The 19,175-nt window shown below is 66.4% G+C and carries 21 protein-coding genes and 1 pseudogene; 7 read left to right on the forward strand and 15 right to left on the reverse strand.

The genetic code is table 11. The features are described 5' to 3' along the window. The first annotated feature begins 167 nt into the window (after positions 1-167). Positions 168-1,562 (forward strand): SDR family NAD(P)-dependent oxidoreductase, encoded by a 1,395-nt coding sequence (locus J8F10_RS31775; RefSeq protein ID WP_210660686.1) that lies wholly within the window; start codon positions 168-170, stop codon positions 1,560-1,562. Here J8F10_RS31775 and J8F10_RS31780 read toward each other — a convergent pair. After that, a complete protein-coding gene (locus tag J8F10_RS31780) occupies positions 1,541-2,386 on the reverse strand; it encodes a TIGR02996 domain-containing protein (RefSeq protein ID WP_210660688.1) in 846 nt (281 codons plus the stop codon). The genes J8F10_RS31775 and J8F10_RS31780 overlap by 22 nt on opposite strands. 760 nt (positions 2,387-3,146) lie before the next feature. Beyond that, positions 3,147-4,382: a sugar phosphate nucleotidyltransferase gene (locus J8F10_RS31785; RefSeq protein WP_210660690.1), complete on the reverse strand. Its 1,236-nt coding sequence runs from the start codon at positions 4,380-4,382 to the stop codon at positions 3,147-3,149. Positions 4,383-5,016: 634 nt separating this feature from the next. On the opposite strand from J8F10_RS31785, the gene J8F10_RS31790 reads away from it, so the two are divergent. Continuing rightward, a complete protein-coding gene (locus J8F10_RS31790; RefSeq protein WP_210660692.1) occupies positions 5,017-5,469 on the forward strand; it encodes a hypothetical protein in 453 nt (150 codons plus the stop codon). A gap of 107 nt (positions 5,470-5,576) precedes the next feature. After that, positions 5,577-6,455 (forward strand): YihY/virulence factor BrkB family protein, encoded by an 879-nt coding sequence (locus J8F10_RS31795; protein ID WP_210660694.1) that lies wholly within the window; start codon positions 5,577-5,579, stop codon positions 6,453-6,455. Positions 6,456-6,688: 233 nt separating this feature from the next. Here J8F10_RS31795 and J8F10_RS31800 read toward each other — a convergent pair whose 3' ends face one another. The 6 genes from J8F10_RS31800 to J8F10_RS31825 form a co-directional block, all read right to left on the reverse strand. Next, on the reverse strand, positions 6,689-7,507 hold the full coding sequence (locus J8F10_RS31800) for a sigma-70 family RNA polymerase sigma factor (protein ID WP_315854194.1): 819 nt from the start codon (positions 7,505-7,507) through the stop codon (positions 6,689-6,691). A 405-nt stretch (positions 7,508-7,912) separates the two neighbouring features. Further along, positions 7,913-9,175 carry a two-component system sensor histidine kinase NtrB gene (locus tag J8F10_RS31805; protein WP_210660699.1) on the reverse strand — a complete coding sequence of 421 codons (1,263 nt, stop codon included), beginning with the start codon at positions 9,173-9,175 and terminating at the stop codon, positions 7,913-7,915. A 77-nt stretch (positions 9,176-9,252) separates the two neighbouring features. Then, complete coding sequence (locus tag J8F10_RS31810) at positions 9,253-10,869, reverse strand: hybrid sensor histidine kinase/response regulator (protein ID WP_246524566.1); 1,617 nt, start codon at positions 10,867-10,869, stop codon at positions 9,253-9,255. A gap of 9 nt (positions 10,870-10,878) precedes the next feature. Then, positions 10,879-12,369 carry an ATPase domain-containing protein gene (locus J8F10_RS31815; RefSeq protein ID WP_210660701.1) on the reverse strand — a complete coding sequence of 497 codons (1,491 nt, stop codon included), beginning with the start codon at positions 12,367-12,369 and terminating at the stop codon, positions 10,879-10,881. Further along, a complete protein-coding gene (locus J8F10_RS31820) occupies positions 12,366-12,791 on the reverse strand; it encodes a hypothetical protein (RefSeq protein WP_210660704.1) in 426 nt (141 codons plus the stop codon). Before J8F10_RS31820 ends, J8F10_RS31815 begins: the two co-directional genes overlap by 4 nt. Positions 12,792-13,126: 335 nt before the next feature. Then, positions 13,127-13,459, reverse strand: a complete 333-nt coding sequence (locus J8F10_RS31825) for a hypothetical protein (protein WP_210660706.1) — start codon at positions 13,457-13,459, stop codon at positions 13,127-13,129. 227 nt (positions 13,460-13,686) lie between these two features. Here J8F10_RS31825 and J8F10_RS31830 point away from each other — a divergent pair, with 227 nt between their 5' ends. Together J8F10_RS31830 and J8F10_RS31835 are read left to right on the forward strand one after the other, a co-directional pair. Continuing rightward, complete coding sequence (locus J8F10_RS31830) at positions 13,687-13,881, forward strand: hypothetical protein (protein WP_210660709.1); 195 nt, start codon at positions 13,687-13,689, stop codon at positions 13,879-13,881. A gap of 134 nt (positions 13,882-14,015) precedes the next feature. Next, positions 14,016-14,303 carry a hypothetical protein gene (locus J8F10_RS31835; RefSeq protein WP_210660711.1) on the forward strand — a complete coding sequence of 96 codons (288 nt, stop codon included), beginning with the start codon at positions 14,016-14,018 and terminating at the stop codon, positions 14,301-14,303. A 730-nt stretch (positions 14,304-15,033) separates the two neighbouring features. Here the strand turns inward: J8F10_RS31835 and J8F10_RS39435 are convergent. After that, positions 15,034-15,189, reverse strand: coding sequence for a hypothetical protein (locus J8F10_RS39435; RefSeq protein ID WP_246523682.1), 156 nt, complete (start codon positions 15,187-15,189; stop codon positions 15,034-15,036). 153 nt (positions 15,190-15,342) lie between these two features. Between J8F10_RS39435 and J8F10_RS31845 the strand changes: the two genes are divergently transcribed. Both J8F10_RS31845 and J8F10_RS31850 read left to right on the forward strand, forming a co-directional pair. Then, positions 15,343-15,768 (forward strand): hypothetical protein, encoded by a 426-nt coding sequence (locus J8F10_RS31845; RefSeq protein ID WP_210662361.1) that lies wholly within the window; start codon positions 15,343-15,345, stop codon positions 15,766-15,768. Positions 15,769-15,843: 75 nt separating this feature from the next. Further along, positions 15,844-16,164, forward strand: coding sequence for a hypothetical protein (locus J8F10_RS31850; protein WP_210660713.1), 321 nt, complete (start codon positions 15,844-15,846; stop codon positions 16,162-16,164). 32 nt (positions 16,165-16,196) lie between these two features. On the opposite strand, the gene J8F10_RS31855 is transcribed toward J8F10_RS31850, so the two are convergent. The 6 genes and pseudogenes from J8F10_RS31855 to J8F10_RS31880 form a co-directional block, all read right to left on the reverse strand. Beyond that, positions 16,197-16,481, reverse strand: coding sequence for a hypothetical protein (locus tag J8F10_RS31855; protein ID WP_210660715.1), 285 nt, complete (start codon positions 16,479-16,481; stop codon positions 16,197-16,199). Next, positions 16,478-16,726 (reverse strand): hypothetical protein, encoded by a 249-nt coding sequence (locus tag J8F10_RS31860; protein ID WP_210660717.1) that lies wholly within the window; start codon positions 16,724-16,726, stop codon positions 16,478-16,480. The genes J8F10_RS31855 and J8F10_RS31860 overlap by 4 nt, the downstream gene beginning before the upstream one ends. Before the next feature lie 264 nt (positions 16,727-16,990). Beyond that, positions 16,991-17,383 carry a hypothetical protein gene (locus J8F10_RS31865; protein ID WP_210660719.1) on the reverse strand — a complete coding sequence of 131 codons (393 nt, stop codon included), beginning with the start codon at positions 17,381-17,383 and terminating at the stop codon, positions 16,991-16,993. Further along, positions 17,383-17,601 carry a hypothetical protein gene (locus J8F10_RS31870; RefSeq protein WP_210660721.1) on the reverse strand — a complete coding sequence of 73 codons (219 nt, stop codon included), beginning with the start codon at positions 17,599-17,601 and terminating at the stop codon, positions 17,383-17,385. Before J8F10_RS31870 ends, J8F10_RS31865 begins: the two co-directional genes overlap by 1 nt. 86 nt (positions 17,602-17,687) lie before the next feature. Continuing rightward, positions 17,688-17,891, reverse strand: coding sequence for a hypothetical protein (locus J8F10_RS31875; RefSeq protein WP_210660723.1), 204 nt, complete (start codon positions 17,889-17,891; stop codon positions 17,688-17,690). 319 nt (positions 17,892-18,210) lie between these two features. Continuing rightward, positions 18,211-19,161: pseudogene (locus J8F10_RS31880) on the reverse strand (DNA primase family protein); the annotation flags it as partial. Between the last annotated feature and the right edge of the window lie 14 nt (positions 19,162-19,175).

Genomic DNA, 19,175 nt, shown 5'->3' on the forward strand with positions numbered 1-19,175 from the left:
TATGTGTTCAGACCGGCCGCGGTCTCCGAACTGATTGGGCGACAGTTCAGGGAATCGCGGCCGGTTCTTTCATTTCTACTGCTCACCGCAACCGCAATTCTTTCTCATCGAATCCCATAACAACCCGCTCGTTTGCTGACGTGTTCCGTCGCGGTATAGTGGCGGCTATGTCTGATGTTCCCGCCATGCCCGACCCGCAACAACTCCGTGTTGCGCGGGACGTTTTGCACGCTCTTACCCGCGCGCCAGGTGCGTGGCCCTCGAACGACCCGATCCTGGCCGAACTCGTGCGTCTCGCTGCTCGTGTCGTTCAGCGCGACCGCAAACACCAGCGCACCACCGAGCGCCACCGCGACGCGGACCTACGCGATCAAGCCGAGATTCGTACCGGGGAACCACCCGCGTCTCTTCCGGGCCTGTCACGCGGCGTGACGTGCTACGTCTGCAAGCACCAGTTTGAACAGCTTCACCACTTTTACGATTCGCTGTGCCCGGTCTGTGCCGAACTGAACTTCGCCAAGCGGAACCAGACCGCCGACCTGCGCGGGCGCACGGCGCTGGTTACCGGCGGGCGAATCAAAGCGGGGTATCACACCGTTCTGAAGCTCTTGCGGGCCGGAGCGGATGTCGTCGCGACCACGCGGTTCCCGAAGGACGCGGCCCGCCGGTTCGCGACCGAGCCGGATGCGGAAGAGTGGGCCGGGCGGCTCCGGTTCGTGGGGTTGGATCTGCGTGCGCTGGCCGTGGTCGAGCGTTTTGCGGCCTCACTTGCTCGGCAGGTGGGGCGCCTCGACATCTTCGTGGCGAACGCCGCACAGACGGTTCGCCGCCCGCCCGCTTACTACCACACGCTTGTTGCGAGCGAACGGGAACCGCCTGCGAGTTTGCCCGCACTCGCGCGCGAAATGTTGGCCCCGGAAGCCAGTTCGGGCACACTGGTTCCTGCTTTGAGTGCGACACCTTCGCGCGCGAACTGGCACGCGGAACTCGCGCTCCTTCCGCTCGTTGCCGGCGATGACGTCACCGAAGCGTTCCCGCCGGGACAACTCGCCCCCGACGGCGAACCACTGGACTTGCGAGGGGAAAACAGTTGGGGCTTGGCTCACGAGGACGTGAGTACCGTCGAGCTGGTCGAAGTTCACGCGGTGAACTGTCTCGCGCCGTTCTTACTTTTGCGGGCACTATGTCCTCTATTTCGCGCCGGACCGCCGCGCGACCGGTTCGCGGTGATGGTGTCCGCGGTAGAGGGGCAGTTCGCGAGCGAAAAGAACGGACGCCACCCTCACACGAACATGGCGAAGGCCGGGCTGAACATGATGGTTCGCACGTCCGCGCCGGAATTTGCGGCGGACCGCGTGTTCCTAACGGCGGTCGATCCGGGCTGGTTCTCGGTGCAATCGGCAGCGCCTGCGGCCGAGCGGTTTGCCGCGACCGGCGGGCGCGTTCCGCTCGATGCCACCGACGCCGCAGCTCGTATCCTCGACCCGGTGTTCACCGGCATCGAGAGCGGGCAACCGGCGTCCGGCGTGCTGTTCAAGGATTACCGCCTCGTGCCCTGGTGAGGAATGGGCGAAAGAACTTCTCCCGTCAGGTCCGCGAATTCGAGACGCAGTGCGTCCCATTTACCGTGCGGGTCGATGACGTGGGCCTCCAGGCGCGCATCCTGAACCTGGTACTCGCGCCGGCCCACCCGTTGCGTGCGCGTCGTGTGAACGTTATTGCGGTACAACACAACTGGCGAAATCGCCCCCGCTCGCGCAAGTGCGAGGAGTTCCGATGTAAGTCTGTCGATTGTCACCGCGCGCAGGTCGAGGAGCGGAACCCGGGCGAACGGTTCCAGGCTCGCGACGCTCAGGGGCGGGTGGGTCCAATTTACTCCGGCGAACGAGACGACCTTGAGCCGGGACAAAGGTTCTGCCAGTTGGCGCGCGACCCGCGGTTCCCAATCTGTGACCGGCCACGCCGCCAAACGCAGGTGCGCGACCGGGCCGAGCGCGAACATCAGGTCCGGGTGCGTCGTCAGTGCTTCTGCGGTGACGGTCGCACGCGCGATCATCCCGCGGTGGTAGTTCCAACCGCGAACGAGTCCGTGGCGCGCGTCCACCTTGCCCGGAAACTTGGCGCGCGTGAGGTACCGGTGAACGCGCCCGTTCCAGTCGCGCTTGTGTTTCCGGAGGCACGCGGCCTCTTGTTCGAGTAAGGTGGCGCGCTCCGGGTCGAAGGCGTCCAGGCGCGAGCGCCGGACCTGGAGGCGCACGAACTCGGCGTGCGAGGCGGTCACCGCGTCGCCCTGCTCGTCGAGCCAGTCGGCATACGCGAGGCGGATCGTGTCTTCGTCGGGTTCGGCAATCGCGGCCCGAATGAATGCGCGTTCGTCGTCGGTCATGAGTGGCCCTCCGCGCGAGTTCTTAAGGACGGACACATCGGACGGAGGTTCGGTTCAACGGCACCGGTCGTCTACGGAGTAAGATACCGCCCCGTCAGGGCGGAGAAGACGGTGCAAGTCCGTCCCGGTGCGCTGCCCCGTTCGTTTAACGAGTAAGACGCCTGGTCTCATAATGCGGGGTGAGGTGTTTTCGTCATCGTCTGAAATGCGTGCGAAGTGCTGTGATTCGTGGGTTTTCGCTCGTTTCCCGAACATCTCTCGAAACGTCCAATAGTGCCCCTAAATGCACCTCAGCGGTAGTAATTACTACCGGCCTCCAGAGCAGCAAAACGAGTTGTCAAAGACCGTCAGCGTGGGTTTCCTTCCCACACACGATAACCCCGCCGGTGAGTCGAACACCGAAGTGCAACCGATTCGGGTCTCCTGTTGGTCGCCTAATTCTGAAGGCCCATCAGTCTCGCCGCACGTCGCTTCCAGCTCCGCTGCTAGCCAGCGTCGCAGTGCGCGGCGCGGGATGAGCCGGTGCCGTTCCAATGTAATCCTGATGGACCCGGGAATGCCCAGACTCAACGGGCTGGAAGCGATCCGCTGGATTGGAGGGCGCACATGGGGCAAAGGAACGATCATCATTGCGCAGACGAGCGGGGCCGGCAGAACGCCCGGATCGGTCGCACGAGGCTTGGTGCGACGGTTACCTAGTCAAACCTGTGAATCGCTCCGATCTGTAGAAACTGCTAGCGGACCTGAGCGGGTCGCGTGCTCAGGTGGGGCCGTTCACGATCGTGTCCTTGGCAACGCAAGTGACCCCGCCCTCACTCACCCCGAACCCCCTCGACCGGTCCTCGTCCGCGTCACATCCGACACGGCCCCCCGGCAGAACCTGTACTCCCTTGTCCAGTATCGCCCGGCGCACCTCGGCACCGGGGCCGACCATCACCCGGTCGAACAGGATGCTGTCCTCAACGACGGCTCCCGCTCCGATGCGGCAATCGAACCCGATCACCGACCCGCGCACCCAACCGGCCGATACGGCTCCGTTCGCAAAGATGTTGTGCCGCGCGCCGGTGGACGGGCGATCCGGTGGTTCGGGTACGACGGCCACGCGCGGCGGCGGTGAACCGGGTTGAAAGCTGTAGATGGGCCAGGTCCGGTCGTACAGGTCCAGTCCGGGCGGGTCGGCCAGCAGGTCCATGTTCGCCTGGTAGTACGCGTCGACGGTGCCCACGTCCCGCCAGTACCCGTGTGCCCCGGTCCCGCGCCCCGAGAACGTGAACGCGCGGATCGGCTCCCGGCCCATTATCTGGGGCAGGATGTGGTGCCCGAAGTCGTGCCCGGGGTCCGCGCACTCGGCGTTCTTGCGGAGCTCGTCGATCAGGAACCGGGCGGTGAACACGTAGATCCCCAGGGAGGCCAAGCAGTTCTCGTTGTCGCCGGGAACCGGCGTCGGCACCTCGGGCTTTTCCTGGAACCCGGTCACCCGTGCGTCGGGGTCCACCTCGACCACCCCGAACTGCCCGGCGGCTTCGGCCAAAGGAACCCGGAGCGTGGCCATTGTAGCCGGGCCGCCGTGCTCGCGGTGGAAGGTCAGCAGGCGCCGGTAGTCCATCTTGTACACGTGGTCGGCCGCCAGAACGAGGACGTATTCGGCCCCCGAGCGTTCGACGGAATACAGATTTTGATAGACGGCGTTGGCCGTGCCGAGGTACCAATCCTCGGTCACTCGCTGCTGGGGCGGGGCGATGGTCAGCGACTGGCGGAACTCGGGGTGGAAGAACCGGGACCACCCTTGGGTGACGTGGTGCTCCAAACTGAGCGACTTGTACTGGGTCAGCACGAGGATGTTGAACAGTCGGCTGTTGATGCAGTTGGACAGCGCAAAATCGACGATGCGGTACATGCCGGCGAACGGTACGGCGGGCTTGGCCCGGTCCCGGGTCAACGGTTCCAGACGGGTTCCCTTGCCCCCGGCCAAGAGAATCGTCAGCACGTCACTCACAACATCCTCTTTTCCACCGGGCGACTTTACGACTTAGCAGGTGAAGGCGTGAAACGCGCCAGGGCTTCACTGCGCCGATGACCCGAGCGCCCAGCGGAGCCATGCCCGTCAGCGGGTGTCGGCACCGTCCCGGAAGTCGTCGACGACCAGTACCGAAAGAGGGACCGAAGCGCCCGAAGTGTACGCGGTCGGGGACATTGATCTACTCGCATCGTCAGTCCGGATGAGCGGACGTTAGGTGCGAGGTACCGGCGGCATCTGGAGCGGGTAACATGTGGTTATTGTACCCGGGGCGTCGCGGGTCCGAGTGGGAGAATCTGCCGCATTCGTTCGGCGAACCGGTGGCGGCATCGCCTGCGGGATGTACATCTTGTGCGGTTGACCGAGCCGTCCGGCTGCCGTTCCGTGTGAAGCGACGGTGTCACTTCGGTTCAACATGCACCGCCAGTAAGCGGTATTCGACTATATCCACCCATCTGCGATTCGGGGCTCCCCATTTGCTACACTCCGGGCGACCCGCTCGAACTGTCTCGGCCCCTCATACAAGGAATGCCGCAGCCGGTACCGGGCGGGTCGCCACGCCGGCTAAGGACGAGGTCGGCGGTCGGGATGCAGATCGGTCCGGGGGATTCTGATGTACAACTTCATGCTCGCCACCGCAGTTGCGTGCTTCGCCGTGGTATCGCCGGCGTTTGCGGAAGACGCCAAGGGGCCGGACGCCAAGTGCCTCGACGGGGCGTGGACGGTGGTGTGCTACGAGAAGGGCGGCGAGGCCCAGACCGAGGCCAAGGGGATGACCGTCAAGGCCGAGAACGGCACCATCACGTGTTCGGGCAAGGACGGGAAACCGGCCCTGACCATGAAGGTCGTGATCGGTCAGAACGGCACCGTGCAGGTGACCGAAGTCGGTACCGACACGAGCGCACCGGCAACTCCGGCCCGCGCCGGGGTGTACGTGCTGACCAACGATTTCCTCGCCATCAGCTTGAACACGGAAGCGGCTCAGGCCGGTGCGGACAAGGCGACGACCGATGCCGCGAACAAGAAGCGGTGCAGCATCGTCCTGAAGCGCGACGGCGCGAAGTAGTCGAACGAGATCGGGTCGGAGCGGCTCGGGAAGTCCCCGGGCCGTTTTTCGTATCTTGGGGTGGGACCGGGTGTCTCTCGGACCCCAGTGTGCGTGAAGAGGTCGATATGGGACTGCGCGGAGTGTGGGCGGTGGTGTGGGAAGCCGGGGACGCGTGGCTGGACGACCGGGCTCCGCGGATCGCGGCGGCGCTCGCGTTCTTCACCGCTCTGTCTATGGCCCCGCTCCTGGTCATCGCGCTGTTGATCGCCGGGGCCGTGTACGGGGCCGAGGCGGCGCGGGGCGAGATCGCCGAGCGGCTGACCGGGCTGGTCGGGGAGCAGGCGGCCGCCGCGGTCGAGGTGATCGTGGCGAACGCGCGCGGCCCGGGCACCGGGGCCGTTGCCGTCGTGGTCAGCCTGATCACCCTGTTCATCGGGGCGACGGGCGTGTTCGTCGAGCTGCAGGAGGCACTGAACGACGTGTGGAAGGTGCGACCGAAGCCCGGCCGACCGCTCCGCACCTTCGCCCGGGCGCGACTCACGTCGCTCGTGATGGGGATCGGGATCGGGGTCCTGATGCTAGCGTCCCTGGTCCTGACGACGGTGATCGAAGCGGTCGGGCAGTACGCCGCGAGTACGGTGGCGGGGACCGCGACGGTGGTGCAGGTGGTGAACCTGGTCGCCCTGTTCGGGGTCGAGGCCCTGCTGTTCGCCATGATCTTCAAGTTCTTACCCAACGCGAGGCTGGGGTGGCGCGACGTGGGGATGGGTGCCCTCCTCACCGCGGTCCTGTTCACCATCGGGAAGTTCCTGGTGGGCACGTACCTGCGGTACACGGGGTCGCTATCGGGGTTCGGTGCGGCGGGTTCGTTGATGGCTTTTTTGGTGTGGATCTACTTCTCGGCTATGGTGCTGGTGTTCGGGGCCGAGGTGACCAAGGTGACGGCCCGGCGCGCGGGTCGGGCCGTCGTGCCGACCGATAATGCCGAGGTGATTCGCGTCTGAGGGCCCCCTCGGAGTCGAACGCGGGCGCGCGTCCGGGTCGTCCTCGGCCCGTCGCTGCGTCTCGCGCGAGCCGCGACCCGAGCGGCTGGGTCGCGCTTCTTCCACTCGAATGTCGCGCCCTTGCCCGCCGTGGCCGCATAAAGCTCGCTCGATAGCGGCCCTCGAATCGAATACCCGCACATGATTCGGCCGGTACCAGACTTTAAATCCGTTCATCTTTCGGTCCTGATCGATCACGCGCTCATCTCGGCAGCCAGTTTTGCGAGCGCCTCGTGCTCGATCTGGCGCACCCGTTCGCGGGTCAGGCCGAGGTGAATTCCGATCTCTCTGAGCGTTTTCGGTTCCTCGTCGTTCAGCCCGAACCGCATGCGCAGGACGCTCCCCTCGCGCGGGTCCATCTTGTCGAGCAGGTAGAGCACCTGCTTCAGGTCGTCCGATTTCCCCATCTCGGACTCGGGCGTATCGGCCCGGGAGTCCATGAGCATCTCTTCGATGCTCCACCCGGTCTCGCCCTGGTCCGCTTGCGCGCCCGTACTCGCCACACGGAGCGCTTTCTTGATGACGGCCAACTTCTTCTTCGGCAGGCCGAGGAACTTGGCGATCTCGTCCTGGGTGGGCGGGCGCCCGAGGTCGTCGCTGAGCTGGTTGGTGGCCCGGCGCCACTTGATGAGCAGTTCCGCCATGTACGCCGGGATGCGGATCGTCTTGGCGGTGTTCACGATCGCGCGCTTGATGCTCTGCTTGATCCAGTAGCTCGCGTAGGTCGAGAACCGCGTGTTCATCGAGGGCTCGAACCCCTCGACCGCGCGCAACAGGCCCATGTTCCCTTCGGACACGAGGTCGTCGAGGGCGAGGCCCTTACCGGTGTACCCCCGCGCAATGTTCACGACGAGGCGCAGGTTGGCGCGCACCATGTGGTCGCGGGCCGGGGCGTCGCCAGCCAACACGCGCGCCCCGAGCTCGCGCTCTTCGGGGGCCGAGAGCAGCGGCGTGTGATCGAGTTCGCCGAGGTACGCGGAGAACGCGGTGGGGGGACGTGCGGGAGTGCTCACAGGGTTCCTTGAGGGGCGATCACGTATGCGGGAGTGCCGGTGCTGGGAATCGTACACCGTTCCTCGTCGAGCGGGACGCGAAATCGCCCTATTCGGGAGGTCCGAACGGAGCCACATTTCTTCCCTGCGGGCGCTTCCATTGCCCCGCAAGAATCGGCGCGGCGAACGGGCACCGCACGCGCCCGATCACATCCTTCCGCCGGCCGGAGGTGCCGCCGAGTCGGTCCGACCCAATCGCTCTCACGAGTAGCCGTATCTCTTGATGCCCGGGGCGTCGGGCGTGGAGCACAACATCTGGCGGCCGCAACAGCACGGCCACCCCTCCCGGGCAAAGCGGGCCAGGTCGTCATACGTGAACGGCCCGATCCGGCCGCACCGTTCACACAACGACACGAACGGCGACGGTTACGGCCCTTCGCCAAGCGTCAATGGGTGGGGGGCAACGAGAGCCGCGGCGGCTCCCGTTGTGCAGGGGAGCAGGAGGCGAAAAGTGCTCCCGCGGTCCGGCGCGCTGCGCACTTCCAGGGTACCGCCGTGCCCGTGCGTGACGCCCTGGACCACGGCCAACCCGAGCCCCCGGCCGGTGAACTTCGTGGTGAAGAAGGGGTCGAAGGCCTTCTCGATGACGCTCGCGGACATCCCGCACCCCGAGTCCTCCACCTCCAGGAAAACGGCCATCCCGCTCGGGGCGCCGGCCGGAACCGGACCGGTGCGCACGGTAACGACGCCCCGGTCCGGCCCGAGGGCCTCCGAAGCGTTGGTGACCAGGTTCACGACGACCTGGCGGAGCTGGGTCGCGTCGCCCTCGATCGGCGGGAGGTCCGGCGCCAGTTCGTACCGGAGTTCGGTGCCGGCCGAGACCGCCGCACTCAGTCGCCCGCTCGTTTCCCGCACGAGTGTGGAAAGGTTCACGGGCTGGATCACGAACTGGCCCTTACCGGCGTAGGCCAGGATCTGCCCCACGAGGTCCGTGGCCCGCTGCGCGTTCCCCGAGACGAACTCGAGCATCGTGGCCGCGGGCGAGTCGATCGGCAGCGCGTTTTGGACCAGCTCCGTGAACCCGAGAACCGGGGTCAGCATGTTGTTCAAGTCGTGGGCGAGTCCCCCCGCCAGGACGCCCAGGCTCTCCATTTTCTGCGCCTGAAACATTTGGGCCTGCAGCGCCTGGCGCTCCCGCTCGCCGCGCTCGATGGCGTCGATGAGCTCGTGCTGCCGCACCGACGAGACCATCAGGGCCTCGTTCATGGCCGTTGTCCGGTGCCGGAACGCCGCGACCTCGGTCGCGTCCGTGACCTGGATCACGACCCCGACCGGGATCTCGTCGGCCCCGAGGACGGCCCACATCGAGTACGACCAGTGGGCCGGCACTACTTGGCGGTGTTCCTGCTCCGCCAGGCTCTCGGGTTCCCCCGTCCGGAACACGCGGTCGAGGAGCGGCAGGCACCCGTTCGCGCCCCCCTCGGGCACGGCCTCGGCGAACGGGTGACCGATGAGTTCGGCGGACGACTTCCCGGCGAGGCGCCCGAACGCGGGGTTGAAATAGCGCACGATGTGGGCGGCCCCTTCGACGGCCACCATCGGTTGGGGGGAGCGCTCGGAGAAGTACCGGCACAAGCGGGACAGCTCGAACGCATCCGCCCGGACGATCGGCACCACATCGGGACCCATGACGTGCTCCGGGTTCGGGTCGCGCCCGCTCCCGGGCCTCGGGATTCATGACTCCAGGGCGAACTCCCGCGCTTCCGCTAGGGTCGGGGTAGTTCGGCAATCAGTTTCGTGAGCACATCCGGGGCCACCGGTTTGACCAGGTGCCGGTCGAACCCGGCCTCGTGCGTGCGCCGCCGGTCGTCCTCGGCCCCCCAACCGGTCAGGGCCGCCAGGAGCGGCGCCGCGCCCCACGGCTCCGCGCGGATGCGCCGGGCCGCCTCGTACCCGTTCACCCCGGGCATCCCGAGGTCCATCAGGACCAGTTCCGGGCGGAACTCCGCCGCCGCGCTCACGCCCGCGGCCCCGTCGCCGGCCGTTCGCACCTCGTGGCCCATCAGTTCGAGCATCTCAGCGAGCGATTCGGCCGCGTCCCGGTTGTCGTCCACAACGAGAACCCGGCGCCCCGGGCCGCGCGGGCTCGGGGCCACCGCCGGCGCCGGCTCGGCCGCGGCGGGCTCCGCCAGGGGCAAGCGGACGACGAATTCGCAGCCCGTTCCCGGGCCGTCGCTGTGGGCCTCGACCCGGCCCCCGTGCAGTTCGACGAACTCCTTGACCAGCGACAGCCCGATCCCCAGCCCGCCCTGTGCCCGGTGCCACACGGTGTCCACCTGCACGAAGACGTCGAAGATGTGGGGCAGGTGAACGGCGGAGATGCCGATCCCGGTGTCCCGGACCCGCACCACGACCCCGGCCCCGTCGCGCTCGGCCGACAGCCGGATGTGCCCGCCCCGCTCGCTGTACTTGGCGGCGTTGTTGAGCAGGTTCAGGAACACCTGGGCGAGCCGGGTCGGGTCGGCATCCAGGATCAGGGGCTCGGGCGGTAGGGCGCAGGTCAGTTCGTGCCCCTGGCGCTCGATCAGCGGGCGACTCGCCTCGGCGCTTTCCCGCACCACCGACGCGAGGTCCACCCGCTCCCGTCGGAGTTCCAGTTTGCCCGTGGCGATCCGGCTCACGTCGAGCAGGTCGCCCACCAGCCGCACCATCTGGTTCAACTGGCGCGCCATCATGTCCCCCGCGCGCGCCACCGCGCCCGGGTCCGTGCCGGCCAGTTTGAGGAGTTGCACCCCGTTACTCAGTGCCGCGAGCGGGTTGCGCAGTTCGTGGCTCAGAACCGCGAGGAAGTGGTCCCGCGCGCGGACCGCGCTCTGGTACCCGGCGCCGAGCGCTTCCGCGGCCCCCGTGAGCTCGTGCTGGCGCGCCGCGGAAACGAGCAGAACCTCGTTCATTGCGGCCGCTTGTTGGCGGTAGACCGCGGTCTCGGTCGAGTCCGTGACCTGGATCATGACCCCCGCGGGGCGCTCGTCGCCCCCGAGGATGGGCCAAACCGCATACGACCAGTACACGGGGCCGGGGAGGGTGTGACGGTGCTCTTGTTCGGCCAGGTTCTCGGGAACCCCGGTGCCGAAGACGCGGTCGAGCAGGGCGACGCACCCGTTCCCCGCGCCTTCCGGAACGGCCTCGGCGAACGGCCGCCCGATCAAATCGGTCCGCTCGCGCCCGACGAACCGGGCGAAGGCCGGGTTGACGTAAATCACGACGTGCGTGAGGCCCTCGACGGCGACCGTGGGTTGGGGGGAGCGCTCGGACAGGTACCGGCACAGGCGCCGGATCAGGGGCACGTGCCCCGCGGTGTCGAGTCCGAGTTCGACATCCATCGCGCTCACCTACTCTTTCGGGTCCGAGGTGGCGGGGGCGAGCGGTTCGGGCACCCCGGTAATCAGCCCGTGGTACCCGGTGAGCCGCGCGCCGATCTGTAGCCCCGTGGCCGTGACCTCGTACTCGCGGATGTCCTTGCTGTGCTCCCCGGCCCGCACCTTCACGACCACCAGCACCTTGCGGAGCTGGCCGGCGATCTCCACGTACCGCAGCCGGATGATGTCGTCGCTCAGGAACGAGATCGAGTACGGGCTCAGGGCCAGTTCGGTGAACGTCTCGGTCACCTCGACGGTGCTCACGATCGTGACCCCGGTCCGCGTCAGGGCCCCGATCATCCGGTACAGGGACTCGCGGAAGTCGGCCCGGAACCCGGGGGCCAGGGCCATCTCGAACCCGGCCAGTGAGTCGATCACGAGCCGCTTGGCCCCGGTCCGCGCCACCGCGTCGAGGATCTCGCGCATGGTCTCGTCGACCGACAGGTCGAGCGGGCGCAGGTACACAATGGTCAACGTGCCGGCGGCCTGGGGCGCCTCGAAATCCATGCCCAGCGTGGCCGCCCGCCCCATGTATTCTTCCGGGCGCTCCTCGAAAATGGCGACGATCCCGGGCTCCCCGCGGCGCAGGCCCTCGGCGATGAACTGGGTCGCGATGATCGACTTGCCGGTGCCCGACGGCCCGGCCACCAGCACGCTATCGCCCTCGGGGATCCCGCCCCCGAGCAACTCGTCCAGACCGGGCACGCCGGACGCGAGCCGGCGCCGCGCGCGGGCCGTGTCCCGGCGCCCGGTGAGCCCGAAGGTGCGCGGGAACGCCTGGATACCGGCGTCGGTGATCCGGAACGTGTGGAGCCCGGGCACGGACGCCTGCCCGCGGAGCTTCATCACCTGCAACTTGCGCACGATCGAGTTCCGCTCGACCTGCTGGTACAGCCAGAGCAGGCCGTCGGACACGGTGAACACCGGGTTGTCGCGGACCTCCCCCTCGGTGTACTCGCCGATCAGGAACGTGGTCGCCTGCCAGCTCGTCAGGTGGAGCGCCAGGCGCTGGACGAACCCCTGCAACTCGGCCTCACCGGTAACGCCCCCGGCCTTGCGCACCACGGTCCGGAACGAGTCCACGACCACGACGGCGGGGTGGGCCGCCTCGACCTCCTTGATGATCTCCGCCAGAACCGCGTCCAGGTCCCGTTCCAGAACGACCTGACTCAGGTTGACGAACCGGACCGCGGTGTTCAACTTGGTCGAGTCGAAGAACTGGAACTGCTGCTGGTACCGGAGCATCTTGAGCGCCGGCTCCCCCAAAACGGTGAAGTACAGGGCCGGGCGCTCGGGGGTCGCGTTGGCGAACACGATCTGGTGGGCGAGGGTCGTCTTCCCGCCCCCGGGGCTCCCGGCGATGATGTTGAACGAGTACTCGGGGAGCCCGCCGCCCAGGATCTCGTCCAGGCCCGGCACCCCGGTCGGCAGCTTGCGAATCGTCACTCGGTCTTCCGCACTCATGGTTGCCCCCCACTTCCCGCGTCCGCTCCGGTCACGGGCGCGTCCGGCCAGGCGTCCCGCACGAGGCGCAGCGTGAGTGGTTCGCCGATGAAGGTCACTAGCAGTCCGAGTAAGTGGGTCACGATCGCGACGCCGGCCCCCGTATCGTGATCGTAGGGGAACCCTTCGAGACCCTCAAGCGCCCCGTCGGTGCGGACCCGCGCGGCGGCGAGTTCGGGCGCTTCGGCCGTCGCCAGCGCCAGCGCCCGTGACAGCAGGGAGCGGAACCCGGCGACCCCGGCCAGTCGCGCGAGCGCGGTCCGCAGCCGGTCGCAGACCCGGACCGCGCCGCCGAGGGGCGCGCCGGGCGACTCGGGGCGCGCCGCTTCGAGGGCGATGAGCCGCCGCGCGAGGTCGTGAATGGCTGGCGGGACCGTACTCATCGCGACCGTTTTGCGCGAGGTAGAGGGGCGACGAATAGCGAGTTTCGTTCGCGAGGAATTTTCGTCAACCAAGTCGGCTTTTATTAGAATATTGAAACAGTCGCCCGCCGGACGACGAATCGGGGCACAAGCATCGAAACGGCCTCGGCTGCGTTGCATTGAGGCGGGTGCCACGAGATCGAACCAGACTATTTGGCAGCCACCGCTTCCGGTACGTTTCCCATCCCTGATCGGGGTTAAGGGGCACTGGAACCACGCTGGAGTTGGCCCACCCGTCCGACCTACGGGTGGGCGTTCCGGTCGAGTGGACTCGTCGCATCGGTCGGACGATTCTTTTACATGCGGTCGTCTCGAACCTCGGTCGGCACGTTTACCGATCCCCCGTGCCGCCCGAACGCGCTCAGCACGCCCGCGATGTCGTCGGTGTGAGAGCACACGGCGACCAACCAGCGCCCCGCGCGGAGCTCGCCCGCGTAGTACCCGACCTCTTCGGCCGTGAACCCGGCCGCCGACCATTCGTCCGCACATTCGGGCGGCACATCGGGGCCGGCCAGGAGCCGGACGTACTCCCACTCGTGCCCGTCTACGGACAGTTGCTCGGCGGCCCGCTCGGCGCGCTCGCGCAGGTCGAACACGGCCACGAGCACTCGGCTTCTCTTGGTTGACATACCGTCCTCCTCGGAATCGCCAAACCGGGACCAGAATGTCCGGTCCGGCGCTTTGAACAGGGCGCCCACGCACATGGCAGGCCCGATCCACTTTTGCCGCCGGCCCGTTCCCGATTACCTCCGCGTCGTACCAACCTTGAGGAACAGGCGAATTGAGTAAGAAAAGGCCCAGGATGTGCATATGGGCGCGTGTTGCTCGTATCCCCGGACCCGAACAGGCACGAACCATGACGCCCGATCCCGAGTCGATTCCCCCGGTCGGCATCCTGAGATGCGCGACGTGCGGGAAGATCGTGGAGTGCTCGCTCGCGGAACTACACCAGTACATTAAGGGCGGGTGGCCCGTGTGCTGTTCCGAGGTGATGACCTCCGCCGCTGCGGGCAAGAAGCCGAAGCTCGATCCCGATAAAGGGAAGGTGTGAAATGCGGCCCCGGTAACATCCCTTGCAGCGCCGCGTGATCGGGATACATTCCTCACGTCTCCGGATAGTTCCCAAATAACGGCGGGTCAACCACGGGACCGCCGCCAAATCCGATCACCGTGTGGAGCATCACAATGGCCGACCGGGTGTACGTGGTGGGCGCGTATGTGGCGAACGACGACCCCGAACTACGGGTCCGCGCGTTCGTGCCCTTGACGACCGAGTACCGAACCCTGGATGAAGCGGTCGCCGCGACCGAGGCCGACTTCCGGGCGAGTGGCACCCCAACGGGCGACGTCACGTTCGTCGTGTACCGCTCGGGCGGCGGAGATGCAATTGTCGAGGTGAGCCGCGGCGGACCGTTCCTGACCGCCGGCTTTTACAAAGTCGCTCTCGTTGAAGTGGGAGAGGCCGAAGCCTAGCCGCGGCGCCGCCTGGCACGTCACTCAACCGACTTATCACGATGCGGGCCGGGGAGATCACTCCCCGGCCCGTGTCGTTGCATTAGAAGAAGTCGGCCGGGTTGCCCCTTATGCCCGGCCGTCGGGCAGAGGTCGGAACCGCTCCAAGGTGGGGGAGCGCTCCAACGGACGCGGTTGCGGCGGAATCGCACTGAGCCGCAGGGTACTCGCGCCGAACCCCATGACAGTGGCTGGCCATGAACGATTGAGCCCCTCACCCCTGTCACCGGGCGGCCCGTGAGGGCAGTGAATAGTAGGCGGCGTCACGCGCGAAGATGGAACTGTTGGCCGGTAATCGAAAACTTGTCCTACCGCTATTGTGCGGCGGCGCGGGGCTGTTACTTTTAACTCTCGCCCGTGAAGGGGACGTGCGATACAGCGCCGGTGTGTGGACCCCGCCGGCGCTGTTCTTTTCATTCCTTTGCGCGGGAAGGTAAGATGGCCCGACCAAGTGCCAATCGGAAGGCACCGGATCTCTTGGCACCGGATTGTCACTTGTGGTGCCCCAGGTGCGGGCACCAGTGGCTCATCACCGACCAGGAGCGTCGGAATTACACACGGGCCACATGGCCGCAGTGCTGTGGGAGGAGAAGGTGCTGCCTACCGGTTCAAGGGCCGGGAATAAATCCGACCGGAACCGCAGCCGCTTAAACCTGTCGCGAGATCGCTGACTCGACCCCGTTCCCGCACGCTACCCCTTGCCCAGCACCAAGTCTACGACCCAGCACCCGCGCACGTGCGGACCAGGACCGCGGCAGTGATCGAGCACGTCGGCGCTGTCGCACCCGGCGTCCTGGAGCGCGTCCGCCAGAATCGGCATCGCGCCGAAGTCGCGCGACTCGTACATCTGCGCCGCCAGCGCAACCGCGGTAGAGGTGCGACAGGAAGGGGAGAAAGTGACGGGACGGAACGGGTTCCCGAAGATGCAGCGAGCGATAACGGTAGTGGCACGTCGATACTCCTCTCCCCGCGCGTCGAACGCCCCGGGCGGACTAAATTCTTGATGCAGCGCGGCCCACCGACCGTGTCCCGAAAGCGTCCGGGTAGCGGCTCGGACTACAATTCCAATGGGATCGTCCGGGCGGTTGATCTCAAAGTGGGTAGTGAGCTTCTGCCCTTCCATCTGCAAGTACCGGACTTCTTCGTCGAAGACCTCATCTTCAGCCAGACGCTCGGCCCTGTCGACGACCGCCCTGAGCAAATTGGACGGCCATACGTTCGACCATTGCCGACTGCACGCAACTGCCAGCAGCCTCAGTTTCCGCTCGGATCGACGTGGGAACTCCATCGTCCGGCTAATCCAAAAACGGTATGTCCCATTGTCCCATTCCTCGGCGAAACGCTGATCCTCGGTCATCGGTCGCTCCCTGAAACCGGTTCCAGCACGGCCGATCCGGCGGCCGATGCGAGCGCGAACGCCACCTGACTGGCACCCGTCCACTTTCGCCGCGGTTTCCTTTTGGTACGCTCGGGAGGCGCTCACCCGAACGAGGTCAACAACATGCCCGAAGTTACCATCCGCGTCTCAAGGTACATCGGCGACGGTATCGAAGAGCCCCACTACTACTACCGATCCGTGGGGCTCCGCGCGAAAGGCGTGTACCAGGAGCGCGACACCGAGGAAATAACGGTGCAAGTGCCCGAGAGCGCGAAGTGCCACCGGAACGAGGGGGAAGACGACAAGTGGGAGATCACCCTTTTGGAGAACGGCCCGTGGATCGGGGAGAGGTTCTTGCTCACGGCTCAGAATCTTTTCCACGTAGCGGCAACCACGCGACACGACTGCAAAATCCTTCGCAGCGTACTCCTGCCGCCCGCCTGAAAGTGCGCTCAGGCGCTTCAGTGCCGTGCGGTTCACAGGAACTTCCTCAACGCGGGAGAGCACACGGGTCGGAGGATCGCGAGCACCCGGTCCAGGTCCGCGCCACTCATCCGCGTGAGGTCGAACGTTACGGCTCCGCACGCTCCGCACTGCGACCACGTTCCCTGCATCAATCGGTCCAACTCGGCCGCGTCCGCGGCGCTCAGCGGGCCGAGGGCGTCGCCACCATGCTCCCGATCGGCGCGCCGGGTACGGCACCTCGGGCACGGCAGTTCGCTCACGCGCTTCACCAACTTTGCGAGACGGCTCCGGTTCACGGCACGAGCTCCACACCGCGCGCATCGACCAGGACGCCGTCCGGCCCGCGGACGACCTCGACCTCTTCGATGACTTCGATGCCGCACCCCAGCGCGCCACAGAGCGGGCACCGGTCGGCCTCGGTGATTTCGTAGGGCGCTCCGTAGCGCCGCTGGGTGCGAATTACGCAGGTCTGCCCGGGCACGCACCGGGGCGGTGCCGCGAGTACCCGATCGAGCCGGCCCGCGAGGTTCTTGATGCTCACAACGGGACTCCTGCGGGGTCGGCGACCTCAACGATCTCTTCCACGAGTTCGAGCAGGTACTTGCCGCCGCACGTCGGGCACCGTGAGACGAGTTTGACCGGGGTTGCATCATCGACCCGGCCGCCGTCGTCGGCCCAGCGGTCCGCGTCCGGCTGATCGGACGGGTCGGACCAAGGCTTGCCGCTCGGGGTCGTCGCGCACGCGCACCACCCCGCGGGAGTTTGGTGACGAGTTGCTTCGCGCGCCGGACCATTGCTTTGATGCTCATTGCTTTGCGATCCACTCGAGGCGCTGCTCCAGTTCCTCGAACTTGGCTTTGAGTTCCGCGATCTCCATCACCTTCAGCCCGTGGCTCAGGATCTCACTCGCAGCCCGCAGCTTGATGCCCTCGGTCTCGCTCCCCAATAGCTCGCGGAGCGTTTTGGCCGCGGCGCCCATCGCGTCGGCCAGTTCGCCACAGGCCCGGCCGATCATCTGGCCCCGGAGGTCCGCGACCATCGCCCGGAACTGCGGGTTCTGCATGCGGCGCCGGGTCGTTCGTTCCGCCACTCCGGTCGCTTCGGCGGCTTCCTTGAGCGTCTTCCCGGCTGCGATCTGCGCCGCCAGCGCCTCATCCGCCCCGGACCGGCCCTCACGCTTGTTCTTGTCGCTCGCCATCAGCTGTCTTCCTTTCCGGCTGATGGCATTGCGTTTTCGGCCCCCGCGCGGTCGGCCGCGATAACGTCTTGTTCCAGCTCCAGCACCGACTTACCGGCCGCTGCGAGCACGGTGAGCATCAGCTGCACGTTGATCTCCGCACCGCGCGCGAGGTCCGCGACCAGCGACTCGTAAACCCCGATTGTCGTCGCGATGGTGGTCAAGGCTGGTGCCCTCATGGTGTCTACTCCCATCATCGGCGCGATCCCGGAATGCGCGAGGGGGAGAAGTGCCGGTTCGCAAAGTTCGGGTACAGATCTGCACCCTAATTTTTGGCCGGCTTCGGTGGACGGGGTGGGAGCTCGCGGAGCGGGCGCTCGAGGCCACTGCACCGGTACCCGCATCGGTCGCACCGGCGGTACCGGACTACCATGTTCGCGGCCGGGCGCATGGTCTTGTACACGATCAGCGGCGCGCCCTTGCACGTCACGCACGTAAACGCCGCGGGCGGGGTCTCGGGTTCGGTCACGGTGGAATCTCGTCGGTATTGCTAGTCGGTGTTCGTCAGGATCGCGGCGGCCAGATAGTTCGCTGTCACTGGCAGGACGATTCAACCGGGTTCGCGCCCGCGGTCGGGGATCGAGCAGTTCGCCTCAGCACGGTTCGCGTACCGGCCGGCGCGGACCCAGCGGCCACTCGGGAGAAGTCGCCAAACCTGGAACAGCGTCGGTTGCGGGACTGTCTTGGCGGGTGTTGCGACCACAGTAATAATCTCGTTGCGATTTTTGTTAGAGCGATTGCTGGCACGGGTTGGCACGCGTGCCGGACTAACACAGCGCCTATATGAGTCATTGAGTGAAAAGAGTTTCTTCCAATGGCTGCGTTGGATTGGCACGCGTGCCAACCCGTGCCACGTCTTCTTCTCCCCAGTCATCACGCGGGCGCAACCCGATTCCCCGGTACAATCTGACCCGCAGGCCATTCTTTCTTGGCTGTGTTAGAACGATGTGAGGCTTTGCGGCGCGGAGATCGCGCCCGAACAGGTTCTCGGCCCCGGGCTCCCGGTTGCGCTGGTCGTTCCAGTTCTTCCACGACTCGAACAATTCGGCAACGTGCACCTCGCATTCGGGGCCGACGGCACAGCGCTCGCGGATGAAGGCCCGAATGGGCGACGAGAGATCCTCGAGCTCGCGCTGGTAGTGGTCCGCAGCCTCGTTCCTTGTGAACGACATGCCCTGGCAGCGGAGTCTGACGAACCCGCGTGCGGCCCAGGCCAGGATCGAGGGCATTTCGGCCGCGATCTTCGCTTTCAATCCCTTGTCCTCTTTGCCGAGAAATGAGTTCGGTAGGCTCAGGACGTGGAACCGACTGGCGAGCGCCCCCGAGGCATCGGGCAGGCGTGGGATCTCGTTCGTGGCGAGAATGAACCGGACCTTTAGCCGCGTGGTGATACGCGGCTTGTTCTTCCGGTTCACCGTCTGCGGATCTTCGCCCGAGATCGACAACAGACGTTCGACCACGTTCGCGAGATCAGTGCGGCCCGACAGACGCGCGTCGGGTACGACGGCGATGCGTTTACCTAGGAGCGATTCGAGGCCAAAGTTTTCGCCCAAACTGGCGAAAGTTGTGGACGCGACGTTGTACGCCCCCACCAGTTCCCCCAGCACGTGCAACACCGTCCCTTTGCCGCTCCGCGGCGGACCGACAAGCAGCAGGATTTTTTGGGCGCTCGTGTCGGCACTGAGTGCGTAACCGAGCCATTCCTGCAGCCCCAGGATCGAAGGGGAGTCGCCGTTGAACCATTCCTTGAGGC

Origin of the sequence: Gemmata palustris, from assembly GCF_017939745.1 — a bacterium.
In the GTDB taxonomy this organism is placed as follows: Bacteria; Planctomycetota; Planctomycetia; order Gemmatales; family Gemmataceae; genus Gemmata; species Gemmata palustris.